Below are 24,879 nucleotides of genomic sequence, written 5' to 3'. Positions count from 1 at the left end.
GATTGCCTGATGGTTGTCGAACGTTTTCCGGGTCTTGCCACAACACCCTGAGATCGTGGGTCTTATAAGTCGGTCAGCGCCGTTTCAGCTTCACCGTGACCACCTTGTTCTGCTCGCCAGTGCGTTCCACATCTAGGATTCCGGAGGCCTCCGCTAGATCGCTCAACCTGGCGTACCCATAATTTCGCGCGTCGAAGTCGGACGACTGTTTGGACAGGAGGGAGCCAACCCGAGCGAGGCTGGCTCGACCATCCTCTTCCGCCGAAGCCTCGACGGCCTTCCGGAGTATCTCAAGGGCCGCGTGGTCCAGTTTGCCGCTGGATGCAACGCCCTGCGATGGGCCGCTCTTTTCCCCTCCGGGCTTCAAAGCATCGACGGCTGCCTTGGGCTTGGGAGCCGCCTTCTCTTGTGTATTTGACTGGGCATCGGCCGACGTCCCGTTGAGGACATCTACATAGACAAACTTGTCGCAGGCAGTGATAAAAGGCCGTGGGGTCTTCCGCTCCCCGAAGCCATAGACGGTGATACCCTGCTCTCGGATACGTGCCGCCAGCCTTGCGAAATCGCTATCGCTGGAGACGATGCAGAAGCCAGCGAAGCGACCCGTGTAGAGCAGGTCCATGGCATCGATGATCATCGCACCATCGGTCGCGTTCTTGCCCGTCGTGTAGGCGAATTGCTGGACAGGCTGAATCGAGTGCTCGAGAAGGCATTCCTTCCAGCCATTGAGGTTCGGTTTCGTCCAGTCTCCGTAAATGCGCTTGACGCTGGCGGTCCCGTAGTTGGCAATTTCTGCCAAGAGGCCCGAGATGATTTTGGGGGAAGCATTGTCGCCGTCGATCAGAAGGGCCAGAGTGTCTGTGCTCATATCCGGAAATCTCCCCAATTGCTCAGGCTTCTAGGGGCGGACACTATCACCAAGCCGGAGATTTGCCACCCGCCGGCTTGCGCGTAAATCCTCCTGATGCTCAAACGGAAGCAATCGGGGGTGATCGATGCGATACGATATTCTGATAGCGGCAATTCTCTTCACGCTCCCGGCGCAGGCAGCGGACATTCAGCGCGAAAACGGTTCCGACGGGGTTGATCTGATTTCCATTAGCGGCACCTTCTCCGAAGGGGACGATGTGGCGTTCCGCAAACTTGCCGCCACCAGCGACCGTGCAATCGTCGTCCTGAACAGCGGTGGCGGAAACCTTCAAGCCGGGCTGGAAATCGGGAAAGCTATTCGCCTTAGAGGCTTCGCCACCGCAGTACCGCCCGATGCTTTATGCGCCTCCGCCTGCGCGCTTACATGGCTGGCAGGATCACCAAGGCTACTGGATGCGACATCGAAACTTGGTTTCCATGCAGCATATCGTCTCGTCAACGGGAAGGCTTCCGAGTCCGGGGCGGGCAATGCCCTGGTAGGCGCCTATCTCAATCAACTCGGCCTGAACGACAGGGCTGTAGTCTATATCACGTCTGCGCCCCCTGAAGGCGTTGAATGGCTGACTTCCCAGACGGCAGCAGCCGTCGGGATCGGTTATGAGGCGATCTCGGTCAGCGCGCCGGAGGTGGCGAAACAGGACAAACCCTCAGCGCATGACCCCATGTCAGCAACCACCGCCTTCTACACCGCACTGTCTGCCGCCGACGGAGAGACTGCCGCAGCGTTGGTAGTGCCGGAAAAGCGCGGCAAAGGCCCGTTCAACGAACAGTCGATCAAAGCGTTTTACGGCGCGATGTCGGTGCCTTTGAAGCTTACAGGGACATCGCTGTCAGGGAGGGATTCAGTTCGGGTGTCATACGAATACAAGACCAACCAGGGGCGGCAGTGCCGCGGTCGCGCGGACGTGCAGACGATCTACGCATATGGCCGCACACTGATCTCACGGATCAAGGCGCTGGATGGATGCTGATAAACTAGAGGGACTTCTTCATGCCGCCGATCATGTTGCGTGACATCTGGAAAATTGAAAACCCAACCGCCTTCAAGCTGCACTTCGCTCGAGATAACGGCGAGAACCACCCGCTGGACGTATGGACCCGTAACCCCGACGAGTGGCGGAACTGGCAGGAATATCGCCCTACGAAGAATGAGTTCAATCGCGCCTACGTCTTTTCGCTCATGAGGTTCTACCACGAGCCGGATATCTGGCTGTTTGGCGGCATCTGGAAAATTAGAGAGCGTTTGCCCGACAGGTACGATGTCGAGATGACGGACGACGGCATCTCATTCCTCGGCAGGCTCAAGCTCAAACTACGTTACGGCGATCGGGGAGCAAGGGTACGGTTCGAAAACCATTACGATGCATTCGAAGTGCAAGAGGTTCTCCGAGAGCCCTACTCCGGTAGGGTATTTCCAGGATTTGACAGCATTGATATCAGCTTCGAGGAACTCGAAACACTCGTGCGGCATGCTCGCCCAGACTGGCTTTCGGCGCTGACGAGCGTAAAGGGCATCTATATGATTTCCGATGTCCTGACGGGCAAAAGGTACATCGGCTCCGCTTATGGCACCCACGGCATCTGGTCTCGGTGGAAGAGCTATGTAGCGTCGGGGCATGGCGGCAACGTGGAACTCAGAACCCTCGTTGCCGATCCAACGTTGTCGTATTGCAGGCAGGCTTTCAGGTTCACCCTCTTAGAATACCGTCCAGCGGCCACTCCGGATGACATCGTGTTGAAGCGTGAGGGTTTTTGGAAAAACGTACTCCTCTCAAGAAAACATGGGTTGAACCTTAACTGAAGATCAGCCCGCTTCCGCCAACAAATCATTCCGTGCCAGCCTCGCGCCCTCAACGTGATGAAGGCGCTGATGGCGAGGGCACGACACTCACGGACCTGACTTCTTGCGAAGATGGCATGGTGCTCGTCGCGAATGTCCCGTCGATGGGTTTCGCGACCATATCTCGCAGGTTGCGAACGGCCTGTGTCGCGGCGGCGTATGGATGCGGGCGAGCCCCGGCAATAAAAAGTATATCTCGTTGATCTGGTTATCGGCACGCGCCAGCATTCCTTGTAGTTGACGACAAAATAAGTTCCGACATCCAAGACAAAACACACAATCGGTTAACCGTAAGAAGTGATGATCGTCGCAGTTTCCGGTTGCCACCAGTCGCGTGATTCCGATAAGGGACCGCTCGGATGTTGACCCTGGCATCGCCGAGTGGGACCCTCCGCTAATGATCCGCCCCCTGAAGAAAATGGCAAGTCATGAACACGGATGACAGAATTATCCGCGAGGCCGTTAGATCGCGGCTAACAGCGCTTCACGCTGGCCAAGACGCGGTCATCATCGATGAGCTCAAGGTATCTCGCGGAAGTTCCCGAATGGATGTAGCCGTGGTCAACGGCCGGATTGAAGGCTACGAGATCAAGAGCGACAGGGACACTCTGAATCGACTGTCCCGGCAAGCGGGCATGTTCGGACTGGTGGCGGACAGGATGACACTCGTCGTCGGTCGGCGTCACCTCGAAAAGGCGACAGCGCTGGTACCGGAGTGGTGGTCGATCTTGTCTCCGGAATCGAAATCAGATCAGCCTTTGTCCCTGCATCTGGTTCGTCGCGGTCGGCTCAACCCTGCCCGAAACAAACAAGCGCTGGCGGAAGCCATGGAGCGTGACGAACTGGTCGCGCTCCTTTCTCGGCACGCGATCGACAAGGGGCTGCGGTCCGCAGGCTACGCGACGCTGGTTCAACATGCGGTGGCGGAACTCTCGAGAGCCCAGATCGGCGAACATCTCAAGGCGATGCTGAAACTGCGGGCACGCTTCGCTTCACGCTATGGGTCTTCCGCTTTCGGCCGGAACGCTATCTTTTGCTCGCCGCAAACTGATTGAGGTGCTGGTTCGCCCGTACCGACAGCCACGAAGTAGGTGTTGTGAACCGTTTGCCGTCGACCACAAGAGTGCCATCTGTGGCGACCTGTTCGATTACCCGTGCCCCCCAGCAATCTGCACGCTGCCTCCAGAGAAGGCCACCATGCAGTTCCTTTGCCGCATCGACATACTTCGTTTCGTCGCTGTTGTTTTCGAAGAGGCAGATGTGCCAGTGTTCCCTCGAAACCAGGTCTACATGTGGGAACCATCCGTTGGCGGAAATTCCGCTACCCCGGCGCGGAGGAATGGACATATAGTCACCGTATCGTGTCGGGAAGGTGTTGGCGACCTCACGGTGGAAGGACAGGTCCTCGATCGGAAGCTTCCTGGAAACATCGCGCAGCGGCGGTCCTGGAAAGCTGTTTGAGAGCAAGACGGTCTGGATGACGTCGGCTTCCTCGCCAAACCCTTCGTACATCTGGGCGTAGAATAGCTTTGCCGTTTCTAGAGAGGTGCTAACGCGCCCGCGGATGTCCTCGAAGTCGACGATGATTAAGACCGCGTCCGCGTGGTCTCGGATACGGGCGATATTGTCGAAGAACACTTTCGTCTGTCCGGGATCACGTGCCTTGATACGAAGCGCGCCCCTGGTACCCCTTCGCCGCAGAATATCGAGTTGTTGTTCGACCTGACCATGGACGGTCTGCAGGATCGGCACCAGGTCAGGGAGTTCCGAGATCATTTCGACCCAGTGCACCCCTCCGCCGTTCGGATCGATCAATCCCTCGACGTGCTTGTTGAAGACGTCAGTGCGGCGCCTGTTTTCCGCGTCCAAGGCAAGCTGTTTCTCAGTCCGTGGTCTGCCGGGACTTCCGCCTTTTGCAATCCGCGCTTCCTCTTTTCGCTTTCTCCGCTCCGTCGCCTCCTCTGCCGACGTTGTGGGGCGCGGCTCTGGATCGAAGTCGACGATTGCGTTCCGTCCGTCGAGGTCTGCGAGCAGTACCTCGGCTGTTTCGAGCAAGGTCTCACTTTTCCCATATCGAGTAAGTGTCACGATCGGAACCATCCGATCCTTTACGTCAGCAGAGCATTTAGAATAGGCGAGCTGCTCGTGGACACGGGTACTCATAGCAGGAAAATACAGATCACGATCGAACATGCGGAGGCATTCCTCAAGGACGAATCAGTTCTCTAATTCAACTAACACGAGATGGCCTGGAGGCCGTCAAATCAAGGCGCTGATCGAAGTAATCCCCATGTTTTGTCATCACCGTCCATCCGCGCATCTTACGTCGCGAAATTGCAGACTTTGGCTGGGCTAGCGATGGCCTGCGTTCGCAAGATCAAGCCCATCGATTACTACGTCAATAAGACTTAACTGGCGCGGTGCTCTGAGGTCCCCGAAGAGTTCGTGGCGGAGAGCGTACAGAGGTAGCGATTGTGATGTGTTCGCGTGGACTCGACGATATCAACGAGTAACATAAAACGTAAAGCTGACGTGATTTCGTGAAAAACAATTAGTTAATAAAGCCACCGCCCCGCTCGCGACCGCGGGGCGGCGGCCACTGACCCGCTAGCCGTCATGGGGCGACGGATGCGGTATTCCTAGACTCTACCTTGCAGAGCGCCCTCACCTCTTCGCCGCCGACATGTCCTCTGACGAACAACTGGGCAGCAAGGAGATCGAGTTCGGTCCGCCGCTTCGAGAGCAGCGCAAATGCGCGTTCGAACTGCGCCCTCAGCCGCACGTCCACGAGGCGGCGAAGATCGGGGTCTCTGTCTCTGAGGTATTCGAGCGGGCGATCCCCCTTTCCCAAATCGACGGACAGCGCCTCCCCGAATCCATAGTGCCGCTCGAGCCGGGTGGCGAGATCGCTCGCCAGCATGAGGTCCGAGGACATCGCGCCCCCGGCTCCGTCCGCATGGGCTCCGTAGACGATCCTCTCCGCCGCGATGCCTCCCAGCAACATGGCCAGCCTATCGTTGTAGTAATTGACGGTCTTAACCCTGCCCCTCTGACTTTCGAACGCTGTAGACCCGACGGACTGCACTGCGACCCCGAGCCTCGCCTCTCGTGCGATACAGACATATTCCAGGACATCGGTCGCCAGCACCACGCCTACGATCGCATGGCCTGCCTCGTGGACCGCCGAGTGCCGCAGCTCTTCGTCCGTGAGGACATATTTCGCGGGCATAGCCTCCAGAAGCAGATCGACGGTAACATCGCATCGGCGAAGACGTGACAATCGCCTGGCATCACGCGCGACCTTCTCGATGTCCGCGCCGGACCATCCGACCGTCGCAGACGCAAATCGCGCGAGGTCACCCTGGACATTGCCACGAAGGTGATGCTGGAGGATCGCCAGTCGGGCGGCTGCGTCCGGCAACGGAATTTCGATGATCGTCTCCAGCCGGCCGGCCCTCAGGAGCGCACGGTCAATGCCTGTCGGATTGTTGGTCGCCCCGACGACGACGACACCTTCGCGACCCTCGGCGGGGTCTAGGCATTCAAGCAATCCGTTAATCGCCTGTCGGCGATAATCTCGATTGTCGTCACCGCCCGCGTCCCTGTCTCCAAAGCTATCGAACTCGTCGACGAAGAGGATGGACGGAGCGAGCTTCTTCGCCTCGGCAAAAGACGAGCGCATTGCCTTGAGGAAGTCTCCGAGGTGACCGGCCGCCTGCCACCGCGCCGCTGATGCGACCACGAGACTGACCCCACAGGAGTTCGCCAAAGCTTTGGCGTAAGTCGTCTTGCCTGTTCCGGGCGGGCCATGAAGCAACATTCCGCGATCAACGTCCTCCCATGCGATTTCCGCAGCCTTCCACGCCCTCAGGTCTTGAGCGAGCTGGAGTCCCCAGGTCTTAGCGTCGCCGTATCCCGCCATGACTTCAAGACCCGGCCCACTGGACTTCGTCGGGAGTGGTGCAGCCTTCTGCTCCTCGGTCGCCGCTCGTCTCAGGGTGCGGACGGCGGTGGAAAGCGGTCTGGTGGACATCATGACCGCCGAGAGGACTTCGAACGTAAACGCCGACATCAGCGTTGCGATTTCCGACGTCATCCCCCTCAACCCGATCTCTCGGGCCGCGACCTCGTAATGTTTGGCGGTCGGCGGCGCGACGACCCTTACAACGTCGGCAGCGGCCCTCATGGCGGCAGGGATATGTTCAAGGCGCTCGGTCAAAAGGACGATCTGCCGCCCGTGGCGGTAACGCTTGAACAACGTGCCAGGCTCGACCGCGATGTCGTGCAGTGCAAGCACGACGACCAGTTCATTGCAGTCCTCGTCGACAGGCATGGGGTCTGCGATCAGCGCGTCGGTCGCTCGCTTGTAATACTCACACGTACCCTCGGGGACATGGAGAACGGCGACGAAGGCGATATCGGGACGGCGGTAAAATGACCGCAGTGCATTGCGAACCCCGCATTTCGCCGCGGCAACGACGAAGTTGGTCTGACGCTTGCGCTTGTGGATTGTGTAGGACGACATCTTGAATTTCTCTCGTGATCAGGAACGGCGGGATTCAGATCACCGCGCTATTCGTCTGACCGTCGTCTCAGGCCCCAGCGGCGCGTCATCGAGATCGACTTCGAGATATCTGTTGAGGATCAGCGAGGCTAGGCCAGCGACGGGTTTCACCTCCTGGAAAGCGCTGAGGCATTCGAAGATCGACATCGAACCGTTCGCGTCGAGAGCGCCGAGTAGTCTCAGGCGGTCGCCAAGCGGAACGACATAGTTGCCATACCTGAGGAGGTCCTTGGCGTTCTTGAGGCGGGAGCCGTCGTGGACATCGTCTTGAGACATCTGCCTGTAGGTCGCGTCGCGGCGGCGTGCAGCGTCTTCAAGGCTGACAACATCAGTCGGAAGTTGGCGGTCGTGGGCATCCACGAGCACCGTGGTGCCATCGTCATAGACGACCTCGAAGTCTGGCGAGTGATCTAGGTCATCCATCGCTGGCGGCCTGCATCTCCACAAGACGACCGAGGGATCAAGATCAAGAAGGCAACCGACATCACGGGCTGCCTGTGAGCGGAACACCCTGTTGCCCTCGCAACGCATCGTCGTCGACGGATAGAATGATCGAGTGGACCCGGGATTCCTGGCGGCCGTGTTCGGCAACGCCTGCATGCTCATATCCATGACAACCTCATACGCAAACATGGTTGTTCGCCGCCGCGTTCATCGCGACGGTATCTTCAACGTATTCGTATGAGCCGGCTCGTTTTCATGGAAAGAACAAATATAGAACGCGCATGAATAGTCAACCGGGCCCCCGCGTTTTTCTTTGGGGTGGTGGAGCAGGGTGTTTTCTCTGACCTAGCTCTTTATGTCATAGTAGGGAAAGTCTGAGAGGCCATCAGCTGTTCACGCTTTGGCGCTATGACACCGCACACCGGACTTCGACCTCGATTGGTATTAATATGCGTTGTTGCGGGACGAGTAAGGCGCGAGGACCAATCGCCAATGCTGACAGATATTGAACAGATGATCCAGGACTTGGCTGGCGGGGAGACCCGCGCAGTTGAGTTTAAGGAATGGATGAACATCTCCAAAGGTGCAGAAGCCACTAAGATTGCCAGAAGCATTTCGGCACTGTCGAACACGGGCGGAGGGAGGCTCTACTTCGGTGTCGATGATCAGGGAAGGGCGCTTGCCCACGTTCCCGAGTTTCCACTCGACATGTTTTCGTCCGAGGTGATCCACGTCCTCCTAAGAAGGCATGTCGGCGAACTAGAATGCCGCGTCCGAATAACTGAATACAACGGCATCCTTTACCCCGTTGTACATGTGCCGCGTCATGGCGATGTCCCATGGCTTGCACCCGACGTGAACGGTCAGAAGAGCGTCTTCATTCGCAGCATCAAACCGGAGGTCGTCCCGCCAAGAGAATCCGAGCAGTGGGAGGAACTTCTCTCCCGTGTGATGGAGGTGCGAGAACAACGTAACGTGCGTAGGCTCGAAGATGGTCTGGTAGCGCGAACGCAGGAGCTGGCGCGTCTGATCGCGGCCGAAGTCAAAGAAGGTGTGGCGCTCGCCGCTCCTCGACCAACGCGGCCCGACTGGAAAATCATGAAGGCCTTAGCAGATGATACCAGGGCGGACTTTGTGAAGCAGATGGACGAGATTACGTTTGATGGCGACTTCTCCGACCTAGAAGCCGTCAAAGCTCAGATCGGTCTAATGAGAAGCAATAATGTCGTTGAAGGTTACGGACTACTCGATCAACAAAACGAGCTTGTACCGCTGACCAACCTGCTCGCCATTGCGCAAACTGCAAACAGGCAGATGCATTCCATCAGCTATCGCGGTTGGTCCGATTTTATCACTCTTACCGATCCGAAGGTTTCACCAAAAGCGAAATATTGGGATATCGACGGCAATCAAGTCACGGGAATTGAAGGAATCCGCCATCCAGACCGCACGGTCTTCTTCGACGACCTCGACTATTGGAGGGCCTACGCAGTCGGAGTATTCACAATCTGCCGGAGCTTCGACGAGGACGAACCGAACAACAAGTCTATTCGCCATAACTACCTGACAACGAATATGACCGTAATACGCACTCACGGCATTCTCGCGCACGCCGCCCTTATTTCGAGAATGGTACCAACGGCAAGCCGAATAGCTTATTTCTCCTACCCACTCGGTATCCAGAATAGGCCTCTTCTAAATGGCGTTCACGGTGACTTCCATCGCATTGGCAACGGCGTTGCGAGCAATGAGTATCCTTTTCAAACGATCGTAGAGACTACCGCGCTCGAGGCGGACTACATGGGAACACTCTCAAAAGTCCTTTGCGATCTCGCCGCTCCGTTCTCCGACAGATATCCGGACTACTTTACGAAAGAGCGAGTGATCCGCATATTCGATGAACTTCGGGATCGCGGGGTTATAATCAATCCGCTGCCTATGCAATAGACGTCCTTTGGCCACATCGTTAATCGATGTTCAATCCAGTCGGCCTCCCAACGCTGTGGAACGTTGCGGCCGCCGTCGCAAACAGTCCTGCCTACGCTGGCTCAGCTAACACCAGCCGATTGCCATCCATGTCCTCGAAGATCGCGACCTCGAACTTCCCCGAACTCCGCTCCTTCGGCTGATGTCCCAGTTCCGCAAGGCGGGCTAACTCAGCGTCGAGGTCGTCCGGGACAAGCGTTGCGCTGGAACTCCCTGCCCTATCCTCGTCTTTGAAGACTTGGACTGTCGATCCTCCTGGGAAATCCCATTCCATGTCCGTTGCCATGGGAACGCGGTCGGGCTCACGATCAAAGAAGGCCGAATACCAGACCCTGGCCCGCTGCATGTCGGCAACCGCAATCCCTGCCAGAATACTCTCGAACGCCATGACCTTTCCTCCCTGTTGCCGGCCGAGTCCGGGCTGACCGTGGACGGTGCTTGATGTCGGCAGCGGACTCGGTTCCCCGTCGTCTTTAGCTACCGCTGACGAAGCTTGGGGCTCACAGCGACATGGACGAGGACAGCCGTCGACAGCAAGATGGAAGAAACGAGCACCGCGACCGACAGAAGTCCGCCGTTGGTGATTTGCGCTTCCGCTCGCAGACCGCTGTTCTTGGTTACCATCAGCGACACTTCGGCCCGCTGTACGTCCCCCAAAGGCGATAGAATCGCGTTCTGTGGCTTTTCGCGTCGGGCAAGGCTGTCTGGATCGCCGTCTCTCATTTCTTCAACTTGTCCTCGACCTTATCACGGCTGTTGCCAGCTGACTTGACGGCATCTTTGACCTCGGTCTTGGACACGCCCTCTTTCTTCGCCTCATATGCGACTTCGTGGTCCTGCCCTGCGGCGACCCGTGCCCTGTCTTGATTGCGCCCGCGTGTTGTCGTTGCCATCTGAGCCTCCATGGTCTGAATTCCCTGATAACTCTGCCGGATTCGGGAAGTTCCTTGACGGGCGAAGCGCGAGCCGGCCGTTCTTTAACGTTTCCATGTTTTCCTTGCGGTCATGGCAAAGAAAACCTCGGATCGCCCTAGACCTCAGAGCCTGAAGATCGAGCCCGACGCGCCTTTACGCGGGGGCCGAAAGAAGCTACGCGATCATGCTCAGCCACAGCTGCCTCTCGATCCCATGCCGTCCCGGATCGAGCCTTGCCTCGCCCTCCTGGCGAGCAAACCGCCGGAGGGCCCGGCGTGGGGCTACGAGGTGAAGTGGGACGGCTACCGCGTCGCTGTACACGCCGAACTTGGCGGCAAGGTCCGCATCCTGACGCGCGGCGGACACGACTGGGCCGACCGTTTTCGGACAATCGCAAAGGCTGTTAGGGAGCTCGGCCCGGGGACGATGATACTGGACGGCGTGGCCGTTATCCTCGACGAACAGGGGCAAAGCGACTTCAACTTGCTCGTGGCATCTCTCGGCGGACGAGGAGGCAAGAAAGTGTCATCGGACACGGTGCAACTCGACGCGATAGGGAAGAAACGACCAACCGTCCGCGTAAAGGCAAAGTCGGCCGTCTATGTCGAGCCTGTCATCGCCGCCGAAATTGAATACCGCGCGTGGACGGGCGACGGAAAACTCCGGCACGCCTCATTCAAAGGCATAAGGGATGTCGCCGACGAAATCGCGGTCTATGAAGTCGAAGGCTGATCGGTCGGCGCCGCGGTCCAGTCATTGGTTGGTTCTCCCACGGCGGCGGCATCCAGTTCGCGTTCCTTTTCCAAGGGGACAGTATATCAGTTCGTTTGTGATCTGAGGCCAGCGACAACGATAGCCCGTTTCGGGCCGACGGCTGACTTTAGGCAGATTTGCACCATTAGCGGCCGTTGTTGTCGCTTGTAGCTTATTTGTTCAAAGCTGCTTGCAGGTATTGCGCCATGCTCTGAAGACGCGGCACGGGTCGCCGTCACCCTCCTGTAAGCCTTCATCCGTCATGCCGATCTTCAGAGCGACCTGGATCGATCCGAGGTTCTCATGATCAATGTTTGCGACGACACCATCGAGATCAAGGGTTTCCATCGCGTAACCCAATATGGCCTTGGCGGCTTCAGTTGCATAACCCTTTCCCCATGCACTTCGATTAAATCTCCAGCCGATTTCAATTTCGGATTTCGTCTTGTCGGTGGGAGTAAGCAAAATCCACCCGAGAAAGAGTTCAGGGTGATTGTGCTGGAAAACAGACCAGTAACCGAGGCCATTTCCGAAGTCGGTGACGATCCGCTCTCTAACGAATGCGTGATGACGCTCCGGGTCTGACCAGGGGCCGGGAATGAACTTCGTCACTTCCGGGTCACGATCCATTGCCAAGCAGGCTGGCAGGTCTGCCAGGTTACGCGGCTTGAGCAAGAGACGAGCGGTTGTGAATGTAGGAAGTTTCGACATATCTTTGACATTAGCTGTTAGAAACACCCAGTCTCTCTAGCAACATGCGCATCATTTTGACAGCTCCCCGACGCCCACTACAGGCCCAATCCAGTAATGCCGCGGAAGCGCCACCTCCCTCTAGATACGAGTTCGTCGTTTTGCGATGCCGGTTCGATCAACTACTTCAGGATGTCGGTTGCCTGGTGGGCTTCGTCGACACCCTGGATCAAGAAGACATCTCCTTCGGCTCCCTGGGTCCTGAAGCCAATCAGCGCCTGATAGGCGGGCGAAGCATACCAGGAACGCGCAGCCTCCATAGTCGGGAAGCCGATGACGATCAGGTCACCGGATGGCGCTCCTTCCAGCACTTCCTTTCTTCCACCGTGGATGATGAAGCGCCCGCCAAACGGTTCCAGTGTTGCGTCTATACCGCACAGGTAAGCCACGATCCCATCGTTCAGGCGCACGTTGCGGAGTAATCCGACGGCATAGGCGGTCATCGAAGGCGCGATCAGCGTGCCGCTTTTTGGTTTGACGTGAGGGGACGGAACCGCTTTTCCAATCGATTCTGTTGTCAGATTCGGTATTGTCATCCCACTATCTCCGTTTTGATGCTGTGCCGAGTATCGGACACGGACACAGCTGGGTCGATTACCTGTGAGGTAATCAAACTGATCCATCGAGAGGTCATTTGGATATGGACGCTCATTCTCCCTCGATTGGTGATTTGCTTCGGATGTGGCGCAAGCGTCGCCGCCTTAGCCAACTGGAACTTTCGCTGGATGCTGGCGTCTCGCAGCGTCACCTCAGCTTCATCGAGTCAGGACGCTCGCGGCCGAGCCGGGAGACCATTCTGCGGCTCGCCGAACCGTTGAAAATACCGCTTCGCGAGCGAAACGCGATGCTGGTAGCGTCGGGCCTCGCGCCGGAATTTTCCGAGAGGCCCCTGTCTTCTCCTGACATGAAGCACATTCGGGAGATGGTCGACCGGATACTGTGCGCACATCAACCGCATCCAGCTCTGGCATTGGACGGCGGCTGGAATATTCTGGCGCGGAACCGCACTGTCGCCGTCCTGACAGAGGGTGTTGACCCATCGCTGCTGGAGGGTGAGGTCAACGCTCTGCGGCTAACGTTTCATCCAGGCGGCCTAGCGTCGCGCATCGTCAACTTCCATAACTGGCGTGACCACGTTCTGTGCAGGATTTCGCACGACATCGATGTAACTGGCGATAACCGACTGATGAGGCTTCTTGAAGAACTGAAGTCTTACCCTGTCCCTTTTCGAAGAACTACGTCGTCGACCCCTGAGGTGCCCGCCATTGCAATCCCTCTCATTCTTGACAGTCGGTATGGACAACTGACCTTCATTAGCGCGACGACCGTTTTCGGTACGGCCGTTGACATCGCCGTGTCCGATCTTGTGATAGAAACTTTTCTGCCAGCCGATGAGCAGACCACATCTGCATTGCAATGCCAGCTCAACAAGTGACGTCCAGATGCGGCGTTAAGAGCTCGTGTTACCGGGATATTGTTCGCGAGCTTTGCGCCAACAGCAGTCATTGTCTATTTCTTTATCTGACCGCCACACGTCGCATCTGGAACCCAGTCTTCGACTGTTCAAACCCTGCGCCGAGATAAAAATTTAGTACATCGCGCTCTTTTGAGCCAGTCATAAGCATGACTTTGTAACAGCCCGCCGCCCAAGCTAATTCAACGGCCTGCAGAAGAACACGTTTGCCGATGCCTCTTTTGCGAAAATCACGGTGAGTGACGACATTCTCGATAAGTCCATATGGCTTTGCGCCACGCGTAAGGTTCGGAACAACCACAATTGCGCAAGATGCCACTAGGATACCAGCCGTTTCGGCCACCACGATTGCGCTGCCCTCGTACGCTTTGAACCGCTCGAAGACGTCCTCAGCCATTTCAAGGCTTGGCTGTTCGTCCCCCTCAACGAGATGCTGGTACAGTTCTATCAGTGCGGGGAGATCGCGGTGAGTGGCTTCACGAATGTCCAAATTTGCGGTGCTCATACCCGGAGATTGCATAATGCCTAAAATTTCGCAATGGCGGCTCTGGGCTGATAGCCGACCTCGGCAGCTTTGCGCCAATAGCGGTCATCTCGGGTCCGACTTATGTGTAATCCGTTAGGTGTTTTTTAGGACGGGCATCTGGCTTGGGAATTGGCAAAATTACAGGAACCGATGCCCCCTCGATTGCCATTCAGCAGCACTGTGCAACATCACTTGCATCGCTTAAATTCATAACGAACATTCGGAAAATTCGATTGTTGGACTGGACGAATTCAAGACTGCGATCCCATGACCCTAGACCAGTTGCGCATTTTCGCCGAAGTGGCCCGCCATCAGCACATCACCAAAGCCGCCAAGGCGATGCACATGACGCAGTCGGCCGTCAGTGCGGCAATTATCGCGCTGGAGGAACGTCATGGAGTAGCGCTGTTCGACAGGATCGGACGCTCGATCGTTCTCAACCAGGCGGGAACGATCTTTCTCGAACACGCGCTTCAGGTGCTCGCGGAGGCGAAGGCGGCCGAAACCGCGCTAAAGGATTTGACGGGTTTGTTACGCGGTGATCTGTCGGTCATGGCCAGCCAGACCGTCGGTGCCTATTGGCTGCCGTCACGGCTTGCGAGGTTTCATGCGTTTTATCCGGGTCTCGGTATTGATGTCTCAATCGGCAATACGGAGGCGGTGGCGGATGCTGTCGAGACCGGGCGGGTCGAGCTCGGTTTGGCCGAGGGCGTGATCGATCGCTCGACCTTGTCTTCACGCGTGATCGCCACGGACGAGATGATCATCGTCGTTTCACCAACCCATCCCTGGGCCAAAGGCAAAAAGCTGGGCAAGGCGGATTTTGCAGATGCGACATGGGTGCTGCGCGAACCCGGGTCGGGCACGCGTCTCGCCTTCGAGGCGATGATGGCCAAAGAGAAGCTGAAGCTCCAGGCCTTAGATGTTGCGATTGTTCTGCCGGGGAATGAGGCTGTGCTCGGCGCAGTCGAAGCGGGCATGGGGGTAACGCTGACCTCGCGAAGTGCCGCCCAGACAGAACTCAACAGCAACATGCTGGTCGAGGCCAACCATCCTCCGCTTCCACGTCCGTTCTTCCTGATCCGGCACAAGGAACGATATCGCTCGAAGGCAGCCGATGCGTTTGAGACGCTGCTATCAGAGCAGGTCTGATGACCTATCGCGGGCCTGAGACACTCTGGCACGAGCACCGTCGCGACGAGCGGTTGGCCGCACTCGACAGACCGCATACGCGAGCACTGAATGACTACCGAGACCGCCTTCAGCTTGCATCCGGCAGGGATGTGCCGAACTTCGATCCATTCGATGGCGGCGTCCATGCGAGACTGCTGATCCTCCTCGAGACACCCGGGCCAAGTGAGGTCGAATGCCACCGCCGCTTCGTCTCAATCGATAACCCGACCGGCACGGCGAAGAACCTGCGACAGGCGCTGGCTGAGACCGGGATATCGAGAGATAACATCGTTCTGTGGAATGCGGTCCCGTGGGTCCGTGCGACGAGAAAGTCGATCACGGCCAGCGAGCGGCGCGACGGCAAGGAGAAATTTTCTGGCCTCTTACCGCTGCTGCCGGACGTCGAGGTTGCCATTCTCGCGGGATCGGTGGCGAGTGCAGCGATGGAACTGCTCGAGAGTTTCGGTATCAAGGCGATCCTGTCGCCTCATCCGAGCCCGACGCTGATCAATACCTCGATAACGCAGCGTCACCGTCTGCATGAGGCCTTCGAAACGTCGTCCACAATCCTCAATCAATCGAAAATGTCGATTGAAACATCCTGAACTATGCGTTGGAACTGATTGACGTGGTCGCGTATTTTCTCCTCAATAATCAGGAGAGAAGCCATGCAACAGGTTGTTGCCACCACTAAGCCCATCACACACGTCGCAGATGTGCCTATGCAGGGCAATATCATCCGCAACTTTACCCCGAACTGGTTCGCCACCACGATGGGCACCGGTATCCTGTCTGTTGCTCTCGCCCAGTTCCCGGGGCATTTGTGGCTGTTCGCCATGGGCGAGGCGCTCTGGCTGTTCAACATCGTGCTGTTCGCCACCTGCACGGCGCTCTACGCTGCAAGGTGGACGCTCTATTTCCATGAGGCAAGCCGGGTCTTTTCCCATTCGGTCGTATCGATGTTCTTCGGCTGCATCCCTATGGGCCTCGCCACGATCATCAATGGCTTTCTGATTTACGGCATCCCGCATATCGGCGACACGGCGGTAGCAATCGCAACGACGCTGTGGTGGATTGACGTCTCGATGTCGCTTGCCTGCGGCCTCGCCATCCCGTTCATGATGTTCACCCGCCAGTCGCATTCGATCGACCAGATGACCGCAGTCTGGCTGCTGCCGATCGTGGCCAGCGAGGTGGCGGCCGTCAGCGGTGGTCTGCTTCTGCCCCATATCGCCGACGCCCAGACACAGTTGACGGTGCTGATGACCAGCCTGGTTCTGTGGGCCTGTTCGGTCCCGCTTGCCATGAGCGTCCTGGTCATCCTGTTCCTGCGCATGGCCGTCCACAAGCTTCCGCATGTCAACATGGCCGCCTCGAGCTGGCTGGCGCTTGGCCCGATCGGAACCGGAGCCCTCGGCCTTCTCGTGATGAGCCAGACCGGCCCCGCTGTGCTCGCGGCCAATGGATTGGCCAGCGTTGCTCCGGCCTTCGGCGGAGCCAGTTTCCTGGGCGCGATACTTCTGTGGGGCTACGGCATCTGGTGGCTGGCCACTGCCGTCTTGATCACCCTGCGCTACCTTCGCGAGGGCCTGCCCTTCAACATCGGCTGGTGGGGCTACACCTTCCCGCTCGGCGTGTTTTCCGTGGCCACGCTTCGTCTGTCGACGATGGTGCCAATGTCGGCCATCGCAGTCTTCGGAGCGGTTCTGGTCACTGCCCTTGCCTGCATGTGGCTGCTGGTTGCGGCCAAGACGATCAAGGGTGCACTCGACCGCTCCCTCTTTATCGCGCCCTGCCTCAAGGCAGACTGATGATCGAAACACTTCGGCGTCTGCCCATGTCGGAGTGTTTTCTCGAACCGAGCAGGAGAAGATATGACGCTTCGTATTATGGCCGTGATTGTCGGCGGCATTGCGTTGGGATGTGTAGGGTCCGCCAAGGCCGACCCCGTGCAGGGCTTGATGAATCCGGCTGTGCTCCAGGACAGTATCGTTGGAGTGAAGACGGCCCCGGTCACGCTGGTCGTCTATTCCTCCCCGACTTGCAGTCACTGCATCGCCTTCCATGAAAAAGACTTGCCGAAGCTGCAGGAGACGTATGTGGCACCGGGCAAGCTGAAGATCGCCTACCGGCCCTTCGTGCGAAATTCGGCGGATGCCGTCATCTTCATGCTGGCGAATACGCGGGGCCAGGACAGATTCGATGAGACGGTATCGACCTTCATGTCGAAGTCCGATGAGATTGCTTCGGCCTCAAACGCCGAGGATGTGCTGCGCGAGATCGCCGCTAGCATGGGCATCGACCGTGCGGGCTTCGATCGCGCTGTTGCCGATCAGGCCTATCTGGACAAGCTCAATGCCGTGACGACCGAGGCCAGTCAGAAGTTCGGTGTGGCCGGCACGCCATCGTTCTTTGTCAACGGCGAGCGGGTCGAAGTGAAGCGCAGTTTCGACGAGGTCTCCGATGCTATCGCCGCCGCACAAGCCGACTGATCAGAAAGGCCCGATGCAGAGCACCCGGAGCCCAGTCACGGGAACGTGAGCACGGATTGTCCGTCACGTGGGAATGAATCCCGCCTCGGGGGGTTCTTACCCACTCTTGTCGAAAGGAAGACCTCATGCGCGCCAAAGTCACAGTTCTTATCGCAACGGCGGTCGGCATAGGCCTCTGTTCCCTCAGCCCCGCCTTGTCAGAACAGCAGCACCAGCATCATCAGCCCGAACCGGCGGGCGAGAATGAAGCAGCAGATGCGTTCTCGGCAAGCATGAAGGCTGCAATGGAAAAGATGCATGCCGGCATGATGTCGGTTCCTGAGACCGGAAATCCGGACAGGGATTTCCTGGCGCAAATGATCCCGCATCATCAGGGCGCTGTCGATATGGCCAAGGCGGTTCTGGTCAGCACGAAAGACCCGCAAATTCGAAACCTCGCTCAATCGATCATCACCGAGCAGACCTATGAGATTCAACTGATGCACACGATGCTCGATCAGTCGGGCAATCAACCTGCCGCAACTCTGGAGACCGTAAAATGAAACGTTCCATCCTGGTTCTGATGTCCGCACTCGCAGCATCTCCCGCCCTGGCTCTTCCGGACGCCAAGGATCGAGTCTATGCCGCCGACCAGAACAGCAACACGGTTTCCGTCATCGATCCCTCGACGAACACGCTTCTGGGTCTGATCAAGCTAGGTGATCCAAGGCCGAACGTCCTGAGCCCTCTCTACAAGGGCGAGGTCAATGTTCACGGTCTCGGCTTCTCGCCGGACCATAAAACAATCGTTGCTGTCTCCACCGTTACCAATTCGGTGACCTTCATCGATACCGCGACCAACAAGGTGAAGGGTGTGACCTATATCGGCCGCAACCCGCACGAAGCCTTCTTCACACCCGATGGCAAGCATGTCTGGGTGACGGTTCGTGGAGAAGACTACCTGTCGGTCATCGACGCCAAGACGTTCAAGGAGACCGATCGGATCAAGACGGAGAGTGGCCCCGGCATGACGATCTTCGCGCCCGACGGCAAGCGCGCCTTCGTCGCAAACAGCTTCAACCCCGTCGTCCAGGTCTTCGACGTGGCGTCGAAAAAGCTGCTAGCTGCCATCCCGGTCGTGTCGCCCTTCTCGCCGTTCATACAGGTCACGCCCGACGGCAAGGAAGCCTGGCTGACCCACAAGGACGTCGGCAAGGTAACGCGGATCGATACCAAAACCCTCGAGGTCAAGGGTGTTATCGATACCGGCCCGATCACAAACCATCTGGCCTTTGCCAAGACACCCGCTGGCACCCTCGCTTACGTGACCATTGGCGGCGAGAATGTCGTGAAAGTCTACACACTCGACGATGACGCCAAACTGGTCTCCACCATACCGGTCGGTGCGCTTCCGCATGGCATCTGGGGCTCCGGAGACGGCAGCCGTATCTATGTCGGACTGGAGAATGGCGATGCGATCGATGTCATCGACACCGAAAAGCAGACGAAGATCGCCCACATCCCCTCCGGCCAAGCTCCGCAGGCCCTGATCTATGTTCCCGACGCAGTTGTGGGCGGTGATGGCCGTCAAAACTTGGAGCCGCGAAAGGATATGCCCGAGAACATCACCCTCAGGCTCAAGCCCGCAGAGAATATGGAGGGCAGCGGCATGATCGTTTCGCGCAATCTCGGTTTGATCGATATCGTCGACGTCAGCGTTTCCAAGCTGAAGCCGGACACCACTTACACGCTGCTCTTCGAAGGCCAGCCGGAACCGATCGTCGCCTTCAAGACCGATGCCAAGGGAGCCGCGATGGCATCCGCAACCAGCCCCACACGTGCGATCGTCAATGCGGGCGAAGCGTCAACATCTCCCAACGTGATCCTGGTCGAAGGTGCCAAACCATCTAAGGATGCCGTTTTGAAGTCTCGATAGGATTGTCGGTTGGATAGCCGCAGGCGTAGTGCTATTTCGTTAGGCGGCGTGCGCCTGCCGCTATTAAAGCAAGCAGATGACCTGTTTGGGCCAACAGCGGTCATTGGTATTTGCGATCGCATAGTACCCGAGCATGCAGAGCTTCCGCCGACGAACTCTGTACCTACTGCACGACCGAAACCTTCTCACGAACCTGCCTGACAGCATTGAAGACCTCTCCAGGCATGCCGAATCCTGGAGCACCATAGAGTAAACGGAGCTCTTCCCTATGACGGTCCGGGTCGAGCAGAACCTCCGCCAAATGATCGAAGCGTCGTAGTTCCTCGGTGCTGATCTCCGCGTCTGGGGCTGGCATCGCCCCCCAGTCGTCCCACGGCAGCATCTCGATCTTGTTCAGGCTGGCGAGGTCACGGATCATATTTGAGGCGATGAACCAGAAGCCGCCTTCATCGAAGATGCCAAAGCGATTGGGGTCGTCCTCGCCACGCCGGCAGAGTTGCCAGGCCTGGGCGGCCAGCAGGAACTCACCCGACGGCAAGTCGAGAGTGTCGAAGACCAGCCCCAATTCTGCGCGCTGAAAGTCATCGATCTGAAAATCGACCATCCGCCAGCGATCACCATTCCAGACCTCCACCACCCAGTGGTCGATCGCCTTGTCGGGAGCGAAATAAGTGCCGAACCCGCACCGCGACCTGGCCGCACGGCCGCTCGCTCGCAAGGCCGACACCGCGAGCAGCGAGAAATGGCTGCAGACACCAACCGCTCGACCCGCAGCAGGACGTGGTGAATTGCCCCCCGCAAGGAGGCCGTCCAGCACGGCGTCCACCGATCTCCTTTGCGAGAGTTCACGGCGCTCCGGGGTCAGCTCTTCGCCATATCTCGATGCCCAGTGTTCGTGAAGCATTCTTCCCTGAATCCAGGCGGCTAGGTCGGCGATGTCCGTTGGAGCGCCTGCCAGCCCGACCTTGTTCTTCTTTGCCGTGGAATGCGGTCCCGGCTCTCGGAAGTAGTCCAGCGTAACCATGTCCATGAGTATCCTCCAAGGCCGGATGATCCGGCGAGGGCTTATTGGTGTCAAGCGCACGGCGAACGCCCGCTTTGGGCCGCTGCAGGCCGAAGGCCGACTTCAGCGGGTTATCCGATCACGCTCAGTTCTTGTTGGTAAGAAGCGCTCACTTCAGCCCAAGAACGTGTGGTCGATCCGTGTTCGACTGGAAATGAGCGGAGCGATCAGAGAGCTGGCGCTCTTCAATCTCGCCATAGACAGCAAGCTTCGCGCTTGCGACCATGTAAGACTGAGGGGCGAAGACCTATGGTCTGGTAGCTCGGTCAGGGATCGAGCCACCATCATACAAAAAAAGACAAAGCGGCCCGTACAGTTCGAAGTGACCGAGCAAACGAAAGCTACACTTGTAGCATGGCTCCCATTCGTCCGACGTAGCGGCGGCAGCTATCTCTTCCCAAGCCGGCGCAAGACGTCGCAGCATTTGTCGACGAGGCAGTACGCCCGGATTGTCCAGCGATGGGTAACGTCCATCGGACTTGAAGCCAGCGCCTATGGGACCCACTCCCTGAGAAGAACTAAGGCGGCACAGATTTACAAGAAGACTGGCAACCTCCGAGCCGTGCAGATTCTGCTCGGTCACACCAAGCTTGAAAGCACCGTCCGATACCTGAGTGTCGAGGTGGACGATGCTCTGCGGATCGCTGAGCAGATTGAACTGTAAGTTCGGGACCATCGGCGGATTGCCGATGGTCCCTCTCGCGCCATCAGCGGACATTGCTTCCCGTACGCCTGGTCGTTTCTCCTTCGCCTTGCTTCAAGCTGCGACTCCGCTTCTTTCGCTACGCAGCATCAAGATGATCGTCGCGGGCTACTAAGTTGCGCCGATTAAGCCACCCGTGACCCCAGTCCCGCAGCCCGAGCAGAATGGGCGCGAGCGTTCTTCCCTCCTCGGTGATGGAATACTCAACCTTGGGAGGGATGACCGCGAACACCTTTCGTGCCACCAACCCGTCTTCCTCAAGTTCTCGAAGCTGCTTGATCAGAAGACGCTGAGAGCAGTCTCCCAGCTCTCGCTTCAGGGCGTTGAACCTGAGAGTTCCCTTCAGGAGATGGTACAGGATCATGCCCTTCCATTTGCCGCTGATTAGATTGAGCGCCGCATACATCGTGCAGCCGGGGACCTCGTCGTAGTTCCGATCTTTGTTCATTCCAGCCTCGTTGACGGTATACTTTTGGACACTATGTGCGTTTGATTACCGTATTTTCAATTTCGCTTCCAGTTGCGAAATGCGTCTGATGATACGCGCTGTATTTACGGCGCGCGGAAGAAGCTAAAAGGAATTTCAGCATGACGAGAGTTGTCCGCTTTCATGAATACGGGGAACCCGATGTTCTCCAGATCGACAACATCGATGTCTCCGCTCCGGCGAGTGACGAGGTGCAGATCGCAGTCAAGGCCATCGGTCTTAATCGCGCCGAGGTGATGTTCCGCCGCCATGCGTATCTGCAGGAGGCTGAGTTCCCCTCGATGCTCGGTTATGAAGCGTCGGGCACGATTACTGCGATGGGGGACGCGTTTACGGGGTTCGCCAAAGGCGATGCGGTTAGCGTTATTCCAACGCTCGACATGGCGCGATGGGGCACCTACGGCGAACTCATCAACGTCCCTGGCCGTCACGTCGTAAAGCATCCGGAGAACCTGTCGTTCGAACAGGCGGCGGCATCGTGGATGCAGTATGTCACGGCCTGGGGCGCGCTGATTGAACAGGCAAAACTTACGAGGAACGAGTTCGTGATCGTATCCGCGGCATCGAGCAGTGTCGGCGTTGCCGCAATCCAGATCGCTCGCAGCGTCGGCGCGAAGGTGATTGCCACGACGCGGACCGGGTCGAAGGTGGAAGCCTTGATCAAGGCAGGCGCGCATCATGTCATCGCGACGGAAGAAAACGATTTTGCAGCCCGCGTTACGGAGATCACAGGGGGCAAGGGTGCGCGGGTTGTGTTCGATCCCATTGGCGGCCCGGCTATCGCGCAGCTTGCGGAATGCATGGCAGTCGGCGGCATCTTGCTTGAATACGGGGCTCTCAGCCCGGACGAAGGCCCGTTCCCCCAGTTCGCCGTCCTCGGCAAGAGCCTGACATTGAAGGGCTATCTCTATACGGAGATTGTCTCCGACGACTCGATCCTTTCCCGCGCGAAGACTTTCATCAATGACGGGCTGCGCTCGGGGTCTCTCGATCCATTGATCGCGCGCACGTTTACCTTCGATAACATTGGCGAGGCGACCCGCTTCCTGGAAAGCAACGAGCAGATCGGCAAGATCGTCGTCACTGTCTAACCCGCCACGCCTATGGCGGAGTTTCTCCCGCCATAGGCGTGAAACAACAGGATGGAAACACGATTATGAAAATAGGAATTCTTGGCGTCGGCCACATCGGAAAAACCTTGGTTAAGACGCTCAGCGCTGCGGGGCATGACGTGAAGGTCGCAAATTCGCGCGGGCCGGAGACAATCCCTTCCGAGGTGCTTGCCTCTGGCGGTCAAGCAGTCACTGCCGAGGAAGCTGTAAAAGACGCAGATGCGATTATCCTCTCGATCCCGTTGAACCGCATACCGGGCATCGCGCCGTTGCTGGCGGCCGTTCCGGAAGACACGGTGGTGATCGATACGTCTAACTACTATCCGATGCGCGACGAGAAGATCGCCGAGATCGAAGAAGGGAAGGTCGAAAGCGTCTGGGTCTCCGAGCAGCTAGGCAGCCCCATCGTCAAGGCTTGGAACGCAATCGGTTCGGACTCCTTCGCGCGGAAGGGCAAACCCGCAGGTAGCGCCGGGCGAATTTCGATACCTGTTGCGGCCGACCGTGACCGCGATCGCGAGGTAGGGCTGAGACTCGTCGAAGACTCAGGTCTCGATGCAGTCTACTCTGGCACGATCGCCGAATCCTGGCGGCAGCAGCCTGGCGCTCCCGGCTACTGCACGGACCTTATCCGTAAAGAGATGCCCGATGCGCTGGCGAAGGCCGAGAAAGCTCGACTGCCAAGGCGGCGTGATCTAGTTGTCGCGGCCATTCAGGAAGGGTCGGCGACGCAACAAATCCGGACGCCGACTTTGGTGTCCGCCTGGCTCGAGCTATCTGCATGTGACGCCATGGCTGGCCGCTTTTCAGCCGCCAGCCATGCAGTCCCCAATATCGCCATGTAGGCTTTGAGCCGACAGAGGTCATTGCAGGAATGCACTACAAGCGGCCTTCCTTGACGGTTTAGTCACGGGGAGGTAGCTTGGTCAGGTCTGAAACAGGTTAGGCTCGGGAAGGTTGGCCCGGCCCCCACTAGGTGGGTCCTTCCGCTCATATCAAGCGGCCCAAGACTACGATGGCATGAGCATAGTGCGCGTGCAGAGAGTAGGAGTATGGGCATGAAAGCTAGAGTATCAGTACTGACGCTGGGCGTTTCTGACCTGCAAAAATCGGTTTCATTCTATCGCGATGGTCTGGGGCTGCCAACTGAAGGTATCATCGGACAGGAGTTTGAGCACGGAGCGGTCGCGTTCTTCGATCTGGCTGGAGGTCTAAAGCTAGCAGTTTGGTCGCAGCGTGACATTGCTCATGACACGGGGCTGCCGTTACAGCCACCTAGCTCCACGTCCTTCACCATTGCCCACAATGTCACCACGATGAAAGAGGTTGATGAGGTGATGGATACCGCAGAGCGGGCCGGAGCCGAGATCGTGAAATCCCCCGTATCTACCTTCTACGGCGGCTACGCTGGCTATTTCCGTGATCCCGATGGGCATTTGTGGGATGTGGTTTGGAACCCTCATTTGCTCCCTCCAGCAGATTGACGTTGTGGACGGAGCGCCAACACAAACGCTGGACGCGTGAACCTGCCTTAGGCCCGTCCGCTTCGGGCCGAGACGAGGTAAGAAATGAGGTCTTCGATCTACCATGGGCACGCATCAACGCACCCATTGCGCCGCCATCGTTCAGAAAGGCTGCATAACGGCTCAAATGACCATGATCGTACTGGAGAAAACGGCTTACCATTAGGCTGAAAGGGGAGCGCTTTCAATGAGCGTTCAGTGTAGCGCTGGAAATGCTTTTAGACGTGAC

Annotated in this window: 28 protein-coding genes; 16 read left to right on the top strand and 12 right to left on the bottom strand. The window is 57.8% G+C overall.

The window, feature by feature from the left end; all coding sequences use genetic code 11:
* Positions 1-73: 73 nt before the first annotated feature.
* On the bottom strand, positions 74-868 hold the full coding sequence (locus BLW69_RS09980; RefSeq protein ID WP_092661728.1) for an NYN domain-containing protein: 795 nt from the start codon (positions 866-868) through the stop codon (positions 74-76).
* A gap of 127 nt (positions 869-995) precedes the next feature.
* Between BLW69_RS09980 and BLW69_RS09975 the strand changes: the two genes are divergently transcribed.
* From BLW69_RS09975 to BLW69_RS09965, 3 genes are all read left to right on the top strand, one after another.
* Positions 996-1,901 (top strand): COG3904 family protein, encoded by a 906-nt coding sequence (locus BLW69_RS09975; protein WP_092661726.1) that lies wholly within the window; start codon positions 996-998, stop codon positions 1,899-1,901.
* Between the two features lie 20 nt (positions 1,902-1,921).
* Positions 1,922-2,731, top strand: a complete 810-nt coding sequence (locus BLW69_RS09970) for a GIY-YIG nuclease family protein (RefSeq protein ID WP_092661724.1) — start codon at positions 1,922-1,924, stop codon at positions 2,729-2,731.
* A gap of 467 nt (positions 2,732-3,198) precedes the next feature.
* A complete protein-coding gene (locus BLW69_RS09965; RefSeq protein ID WP_092661722.1) occupies positions 3,199-3,825 on the top strand; it encodes a sce7726 family protein in 627 nt (208 codons plus the stop codon).
* On the opposite strand, the gene BLW69_RS09960 is transcribed toward BLW69_RS09965, so the two are convergent.
* The 3 genes from BLW69_RS09960 to BLW69_RS09950 form a co-directional block, all read right to left on the bottom strand.
* Entirely contained in the window at positions 3,797-4,963 is a 1,167-nt protein-coding gene (locus tag BLW69_RS09960; RefSeq protein ID WP_092661720.1) for a beta family protein, read from the bottom strand. The two genes, BLW69_RS09965 and BLW69_RS09960, sit on opposite strands and share 29 nt — an antisense overlap.
* A 421-nt stretch (positions 4,964-5,384) precedes the next feature.
* Complete coding sequence (locus BLW69_RS09955; RefSeq protein WP_139283834.1) at positions 5,385-7,295, bottom strand: AAA family ATPase; 1,911 nt, start codon at positions 7,293-7,295, stop codon at positions 5,385-5,387.
* A gap of 39 nt (positions 7,296-7,334) precedes the next feature.
* Entirely contained in the window at positions 7,335-7,757 is a 423-nt protein-coding gene (locus BLW69_RS09950; protein WP_244508798.1) for a hypothetical protein, read from the bottom strand.
* 513 nt (positions 7,758-8,270) lie between these two features.
* Here BLW69_RS09950 and BLW69_RS09945 point away from each other — a divergent pair.
* Positions 8,271-9,725 carry an AlbA family DNA-binding domain-containing protein gene (locus tag BLW69_RS09945; protein WP_175487262.1) on the top strand — a complete coding sequence of 485 codons (1,455 nt, stop codon included), beginning with the start codon at positions 8,271-8,273 and terminating at the stop codon, positions 9,723-9,725.
* Positions 9,726-9,816: 91 nt separating this feature from the next.
* Here BLW69_RS09945 and BLW69_RS09940 read toward each other — a convergent pair whose 3' ends face one another.
* The 3 genes from BLW69_RS09940 to BLW69_RS09930 all read right to left on the bottom strand — a co-directional run bounded on the left by BLW69_RS09940 (position 9,817) and on the right by BLW69_RS09930 (position 10,657).
* Positions 9,817-10,152, bottom strand: a complete 336-nt coding sequence (locus tag BLW69_RS09940; protein WP_092661716.1) for a VOC family protein — start codon at positions 10,150-10,152, stop codon at positions 9,817-9,819.
* An 89-nt stretch (positions 10,153-10,241) separates the two neighbouring features.
* A complete protein-coding gene (locus BLW69_RS09935; RefSeq protein WP_092661714.1) occupies positions 10,242-10,487 on the bottom strand; it encodes a hypothetical protein in 246 nt (81 codons plus the stop codon).
* Positions 10,484-10,657, bottom strand: a complete 174-nt coding sequence (locus BLW69_RS09930) for a DUF3606 domain-containing protein (protein WP_092661712.1) — start codon at positions 10,655-10,657, stop codon at positions 10,484-10,486. The genes BLW69_RS09935 and BLW69_RS09930 overlap by 4 nt, the downstream gene beginning before the upstream one ends.
* Positions 10,658-10,769: 112 nt before the next feature.
* Here BLW69_RS09930 and BLW69_RS09925 point away from each other — a divergent pair, with 112 nt between their 5' ends.
* The gene (locus tag BLW69_RS09925; protein WP_092661710.1) at positions 10,770-11,411 is read left to right on the top strand and encodes an ATP dependent DNA ligase; all 642 of its coding nucleotides are present in this window, start codon (positions 10,770-10,772) and stop codon (positions 11,409-11,411) included.
* Positions 11,412-11,612: 201 nt separating this feature from the next.
* Here the strand turns inward: BLW69_RS09925 and BLW69_RS09920 are convergent, their stop codons facing one another.
* Both BLW69_RS09920 and BLW69_RS23185 read right to left on the bottom strand, forming a co-directional pair.
* On the bottom strand, positions 11,613-12,170 hold the full coding sequence (locus tag BLW69_RS09920) for a GNAT family N-acetyltransferase (RefSeq protein ID WP_244508797.1): 558 nt from the start codon (positions 12,168-12,170) through the stop codon (positions 11,613-11,615).
* A 134-nt stretch (positions 12,171-12,304) separates the two neighbouring features.
* Positions 12,305-12,805, bottom strand: a complete 501-nt coding sequence (locus tag BLW69_RS23185; protein ID WP_348271844.1) for a DUF1330 domain-containing protein — start codon at positions 12,803-12,805, stop codon at positions 12,305-12,307.
* A gap of 17 nt (positions 12,806-12,822) precedes the next feature.
* Between BLW69_RS23185 and BLW69_RS09910 the strand changes: the two genes are divergently transcribed.
* On the top strand, positions 12,823-13,617 hold the full coding sequence (locus BLW69_RS09910) for a helix-turn-helix domain-containing protein (RefSeq protein WP_092661706.1): 795 nt from the start codon (positions 12,823-12,825) through the stop codon (positions 13,615-13,617).
* Between the two features lie 82 nt (positions 13,618-13,699).
* Here BLW69_RS09910 and BLW69_RS09905 read toward each other — a convergent pair whose 3' ends face one another.
* Positions 13,700-14,161, bottom strand: a complete 462-nt coding sequence (locus BLW69_RS09905) for a GNAT family N-acetyltransferase (protein WP_092661704.1) — start codon at positions 14,159-14,161, stop codon at positions 13,700-13,702.
* 288 nt (positions 14,162-14,449) lie between these two features.
* Between BLW69_RS09905 and BLW69_RS09900 the strand changes: the two genes are divergently transcribed.
* The 6 genes from BLW69_RS09900 (at position 14,450) to BLW69_RS09875 (ending at position 19,762) form a co-directional block, all read left to right on the top strand.
* Positions 14,450-15,334 carry a LysR family transcriptional regulator gene (locus BLW69_RS09900; protein WP_062455366.1) on the top strand — a complete coding sequence of 295 codons (885 nt, stop codon included), beginning with the start codon at positions 14,450-14,452 and terminating at the stop codon, positions 15,332-15,334.
* On the top strand, positions 15,334-15,960 hold the full coding sequence (locus BLW69_RS09895) for a uracil-DNA glycosylase (protein WP_062455364.1): 627 nt from the start codon (positions 15,334-15,336) through the stop codon (positions 15,958-15,960). Before BLW69_RS09900 ends, BLW69_RS09895 begins: the two co-directional genes overlap by 1 nt.
* A 63-nt stretch (positions 15,961-16,023) precedes the next feature.
* On the top strand, positions 16,024-17,166 hold the full coding sequence (locus tag BLW69_RS09890) for a TDT family transporter (RefSeq protein WP_062455362.1): 1,143 nt from the start codon (positions 16,024-16,026) through the stop codon (positions 17,164-17,166).
* 63 nt (positions 17,167-17,229) lie between these two features.
* Complete coding sequence (locus BLW69_RS09885) at positions 17,230-17,847, top strand: DsbA family protein (RefSeq protein ID WP_062455360.1); 618 nt, start codon at positions 17,230-17,232, stop codon at positions 17,845-17,847.
* Positions 17,848-17,972: 125 nt separating this feature from the next.
* On the top strand, positions 17,973-18,389 hold the full coding sequence (locus BLW69_RS09880) for a DUF305 domain-containing protein (protein ID WP_082476265.1): 417 nt from the start codon (positions 17,973-17,975) through the stop codon (positions 18,387-18,389).
* A complete protein-coding gene (locus tag BLW69_RS09875; protein WP_062455357.1) occupies positions 18,386-19,762 on the top strand; it encodes a YncE family protein in 1,377 nt (458 codons plus the stop codon). The genes BLW69_RS09880 and BLW69_RS09875 overlap by 4 nt, the downstream gene beginning before the upstream one ends.
* Positions 19,763-19,925: 163 nt before the next feature.
* Here BLW69_RS09875 and BLW69_RS09870 read toward each other — a convergent pair whose 3' ends face one another.
* A complete protein-coding gene (locus BLW69_RS09870) occupies positions 19,926-20,792 on the bottom strand; it encodes a transglutaminase-like domain-containing protein (RefSeq protein ID WP_092661702.1) in 867 nt (288 codons plus the stop codon).
* Between BLW69_RS09870 and BLW69_RS09865 the strand changes: the two genes are divergently transcribed.
* Entirely contained in the window at positions 20,785-21,489 is a 705-nt protein-coding gene (locus BLW69_RS09865) for a tyrosine-type recombinase/integrase (RefSeq protein ID WP_348271843.1), read from the top strand. The genes BLW69_RS09870 and BLW69_RS09865 overlap by 8 nt on opposite strands.
* 118 nt (positions 21,490-21,607) lie before the next feature.
* On the opposite strand, the gene BLW69_RS09860 is transcribed toward BLW69_RS09865, so the two are convergent.
* A complete protein-coding gene (locus tag BLW69_RS09860; RefSeq protein ID WP_174061172.1) occupies positions 21,608-21,976 on the bottom strand; it encodes a winged helix-turn-helix transcriptional regulator in 369 nt (122 codons plus the stop codon).
* Positions 21,977-22,116: 140 nt separating this feature from the next.
* Between BLW69_RS09860 and BLW69_RS09855 the strand changes: the two genes are divergently transcribed.
* The 3 genes from BLW69_RS09855 (at position 22,117) to BLW69_RS09845 (ending at position 24,611) form a co-directional block, all read left to right on the top strand.
* Positions 22,117-23,106, top strand: coding sequence for a zinc-dependent alcohol dehydrogenase family protein (locus BLW69_RS09855; RefSeq protein WP_092661700.1), 990 nt, complete (start codon positions 22,117-22,119; stop codon positions 23,104-23,106).
* A gap of 65 nt (positions 23,107-23,171) precedes the next feature.
* Positions 23,172-23,972, top strand: coding sequence for an NADPH-dependent F420 reductase (locus BLW69_RS09850; RefSeq protein ID WP_244508796.1), 801 nt, complete (start codon positions 23,172-23,174; stop codon positions 23,970-23,972).
* Positions 23,973-24,185: 213 nt separating this feature from the next.
* Positions 24,186-24,611 (top strand): VOC family protein, encoded by a 426-nt coding sequence (locus BLW69_RS09845; RefSeq protein ID WP_092662475.1) that lies wholly within the window; start codon positions 24,186-24,188, stop codon positions 24,609-24,611.
* The last annotated feature ends 268 nt before the right edge of the window (positions 24,612-24,879 follow it).

The organism is Rhizobium sp. NFR12 (genome assembly GCF_900108545.1).
Taxonomy (GTDB): domain Bacteria; phylum Pseudomonadota; class Alphaproteobacteria; order Rhizobiales; family Rhizobiaceae; genus Neorhizobium; species Neorhizobium soli.
Note: the sequence above shows the minus strand (reverse complement) of the source record. Positions and strands in the feature narration are given on the sequence as shown.

What these genes read in the sequence shown, in the direction of transcription:
- BLW69_RS09980 (WP_092661728.1), bottom strand. Translation starts at nt 868, where the DNA reads ATGAGCACAGACACTCTGGCCCTTCTGATCGACGGCGACAATGCTTCC.
- BLW69_RS09975 (WP_092661726.1), top strand. Translation starts at nt 996, where the DNA reads ATGCGATACGATATTCTGATAGCGGCAATTCTCTTCACGCTCCCGGCG.
- BLW69_RS09970 (WP_092661724.1), top strand. Translation starts at nt 1,922, where the DNA reads ATGCCGCCGATCATGTTGCGTGACATCTGGAAAATTGAAAACCCAACC.
- BLW69_RS09965 (WP_092661722.1), top strand. Translation starts at nt 3,199, where the DNA reads ATGAACACGGATGACAGAATTATCCGCGAGGCCGTTAGATCGCGGCTA.
- BLW69_RS09960 (WP_092661720.1), bottom strand. Translation starts at nt 4,963, where the DNA reads ATGTTCGATCGTGATCTGTATTTTCCTGCTATGAGTACCCGTGTCCAC.
- BLW69_RS09955 (WP_139283834.1), bottom strand. Translation starts at nt 7,295, where the DNA reads ATGTCGTCCTACACAATCCACAAGCGCAAGCGTCAGACCAACTTCGTC.
- BLW69_RS09950 (WP_244508798.1), bottom strand. Translation starts at nt 7,757, where the DNA reads ATGGATGACCTAGATCACTCGCCAGACTTCGAGGTCGTCTATGACGAT.
- BLW69_RS09945 (WP_175487262.1), top strand. Translation starts at nt 8,271, where the DNA reads ATGCTGACAGATATTGAACAGATGATCCAGGACTTGGCTGGCGGGGAG.
- BLW69_RS09940 (WP_092661716.1), bottom strand. Translation starts at nt 10,152, where the DNA reads ATGGCGTTCGAGAGTATTCTGGCAGGGATTGCGGTTGCCGACATGCAG.
- BLW69_RS09935 (WP_092661714.1), bottom strand. Translation starts at nt 10,487, where the DNA reads ATGAGAGACGGCGATCCAGACAGCCTTGCCCGACGCGAAAAGCCACAG.
- BLW69_RS09930 (WP_092661712.1), bottom strand. Translation starts at nt 10,657, where the DNA reads ATGGCAACGACAACACGCGGGCGCAATCAAGACAGGGCACGGGTCGCC.
- BLW69_RS09925 (WP_092661710.1), top strand. Translation starts at nt 10,770, where the DNA reads ATGGCAAAGAAAACCTCGGATCGCCCTAGACCTCAGAGCCTGAAGATC.
- BLW69_RS23185 (WP_348271844.1), bottom strand. Translation starts at nt 12,805, where the DNA reads ATGGATCAGTTTGATTACCTCACAGGTAATCGACCCAGCTGTGTCCGT.
- BLW69_RS09910 (WP_092661706.1), top strand. Translation starts at nt 12,823, where the DNA reads ATGGACGCTCATTCTCCCTCGATTGGTGATTTGCTTCGGATGTGGCGC.
- BLW69_RS09905 (WP_092661704.1), bottom strand. Translation starts at nt 14,161, where the DNA reads ATGAGCACCGCAAATTTGGACATTCGTGAAGCCACTCACCGCGATCTC.
- BLW69_RS09900 (WP_062455366.1), top strand. Translation starts at nt 14,450, where the DNA reads ATGACCCTAGACCAGTTGCGCATTTTCGCCGAAGTGGCCCGCCATCAG.
- BLW69_RS09895 (WP_062455364.1), top strand. Translation starts at nt 15,334, where the DNA reads ATGACCTATCGCGGGCCTGAGACACTCTGGCACGAGCACCGTCGCGAC.
- BLW69_RS09890 (WP_062455362.1), top strand. Translation starts at nt 16,024, where the DNA reads ATGCAACAGGTTGTTGCCACCACTAAGCCCATCACACACGTCGCAGAT.
- BLW69_RS09885 (WP_062455360.1), top strand. Translation starts at nt 17,230, where the DNA reads ATGACGCTTCGTATTATGGCCGTGATTGTCGGCGGCATTGCGTTGGGA.
- BLW69_RS09880 (WP_082476265.1), top strand. Translation starts at nt 17,973, where the DNA reads ATGCGCGCCAAAGTCACAGTTCTTATCGCAACGGCGGTCGGCATAGGC.
- BLW69_RS09875 (WP_062455357.1), top strand. Translation starts at nt 18,386, where the DNA reads ATGAAACGTTCCATCCTGGTTCTGATGTCCGCACTCGCAGCATCTCCC.
- BLW69_RS09865 (WP_348271843.1), top strand. Translation starts at nt 20,785, where the DNA reads ATGTCCATGAGTATCCTCCAAGGCCGGATGATCCGGCGAGGGCTTATT.
- BLW69_RS09870 (WP_092661702.1), bottom strand. Translation starts at nt 20,792, where the DNA reads ATGGACATGGTTACGCTGGACTACTTCCGAGAGCCGGGACCGCATTCC.
- BLW69_RS09860 (WP_174061172.1), bottom strand. Translation starts at nt 21,976, where the DNA reads ATGAACAAAGATCGGAACTACGACGAGGTCCCCGGCTGCACGATGTAT.
- BLW69_RS09855 (WP_092661700.1), top strand. Translation starts at nt 22,117, where the DNA reads ATGACGAGAGTTGTCCGCTTTCATGAATACGGGGAACCCGATGTTCTC.
- BLW69_RS09850 (WP_244508796.1), top strand. Translation starts at nt 23,172, where the DNA reads ATGAAAATAGGAATTCTTGGCGTCGGCCACATCGGAAAAACCTTGGTT.
- BLW69_RS09845 (WP_092662475.1), top strand. Translation starts at nt 24,186, where the DNA reads ATGAAAGCTAGAGTATCAGTACTGACGCTGGGCGTTTCTGACCTGCAA.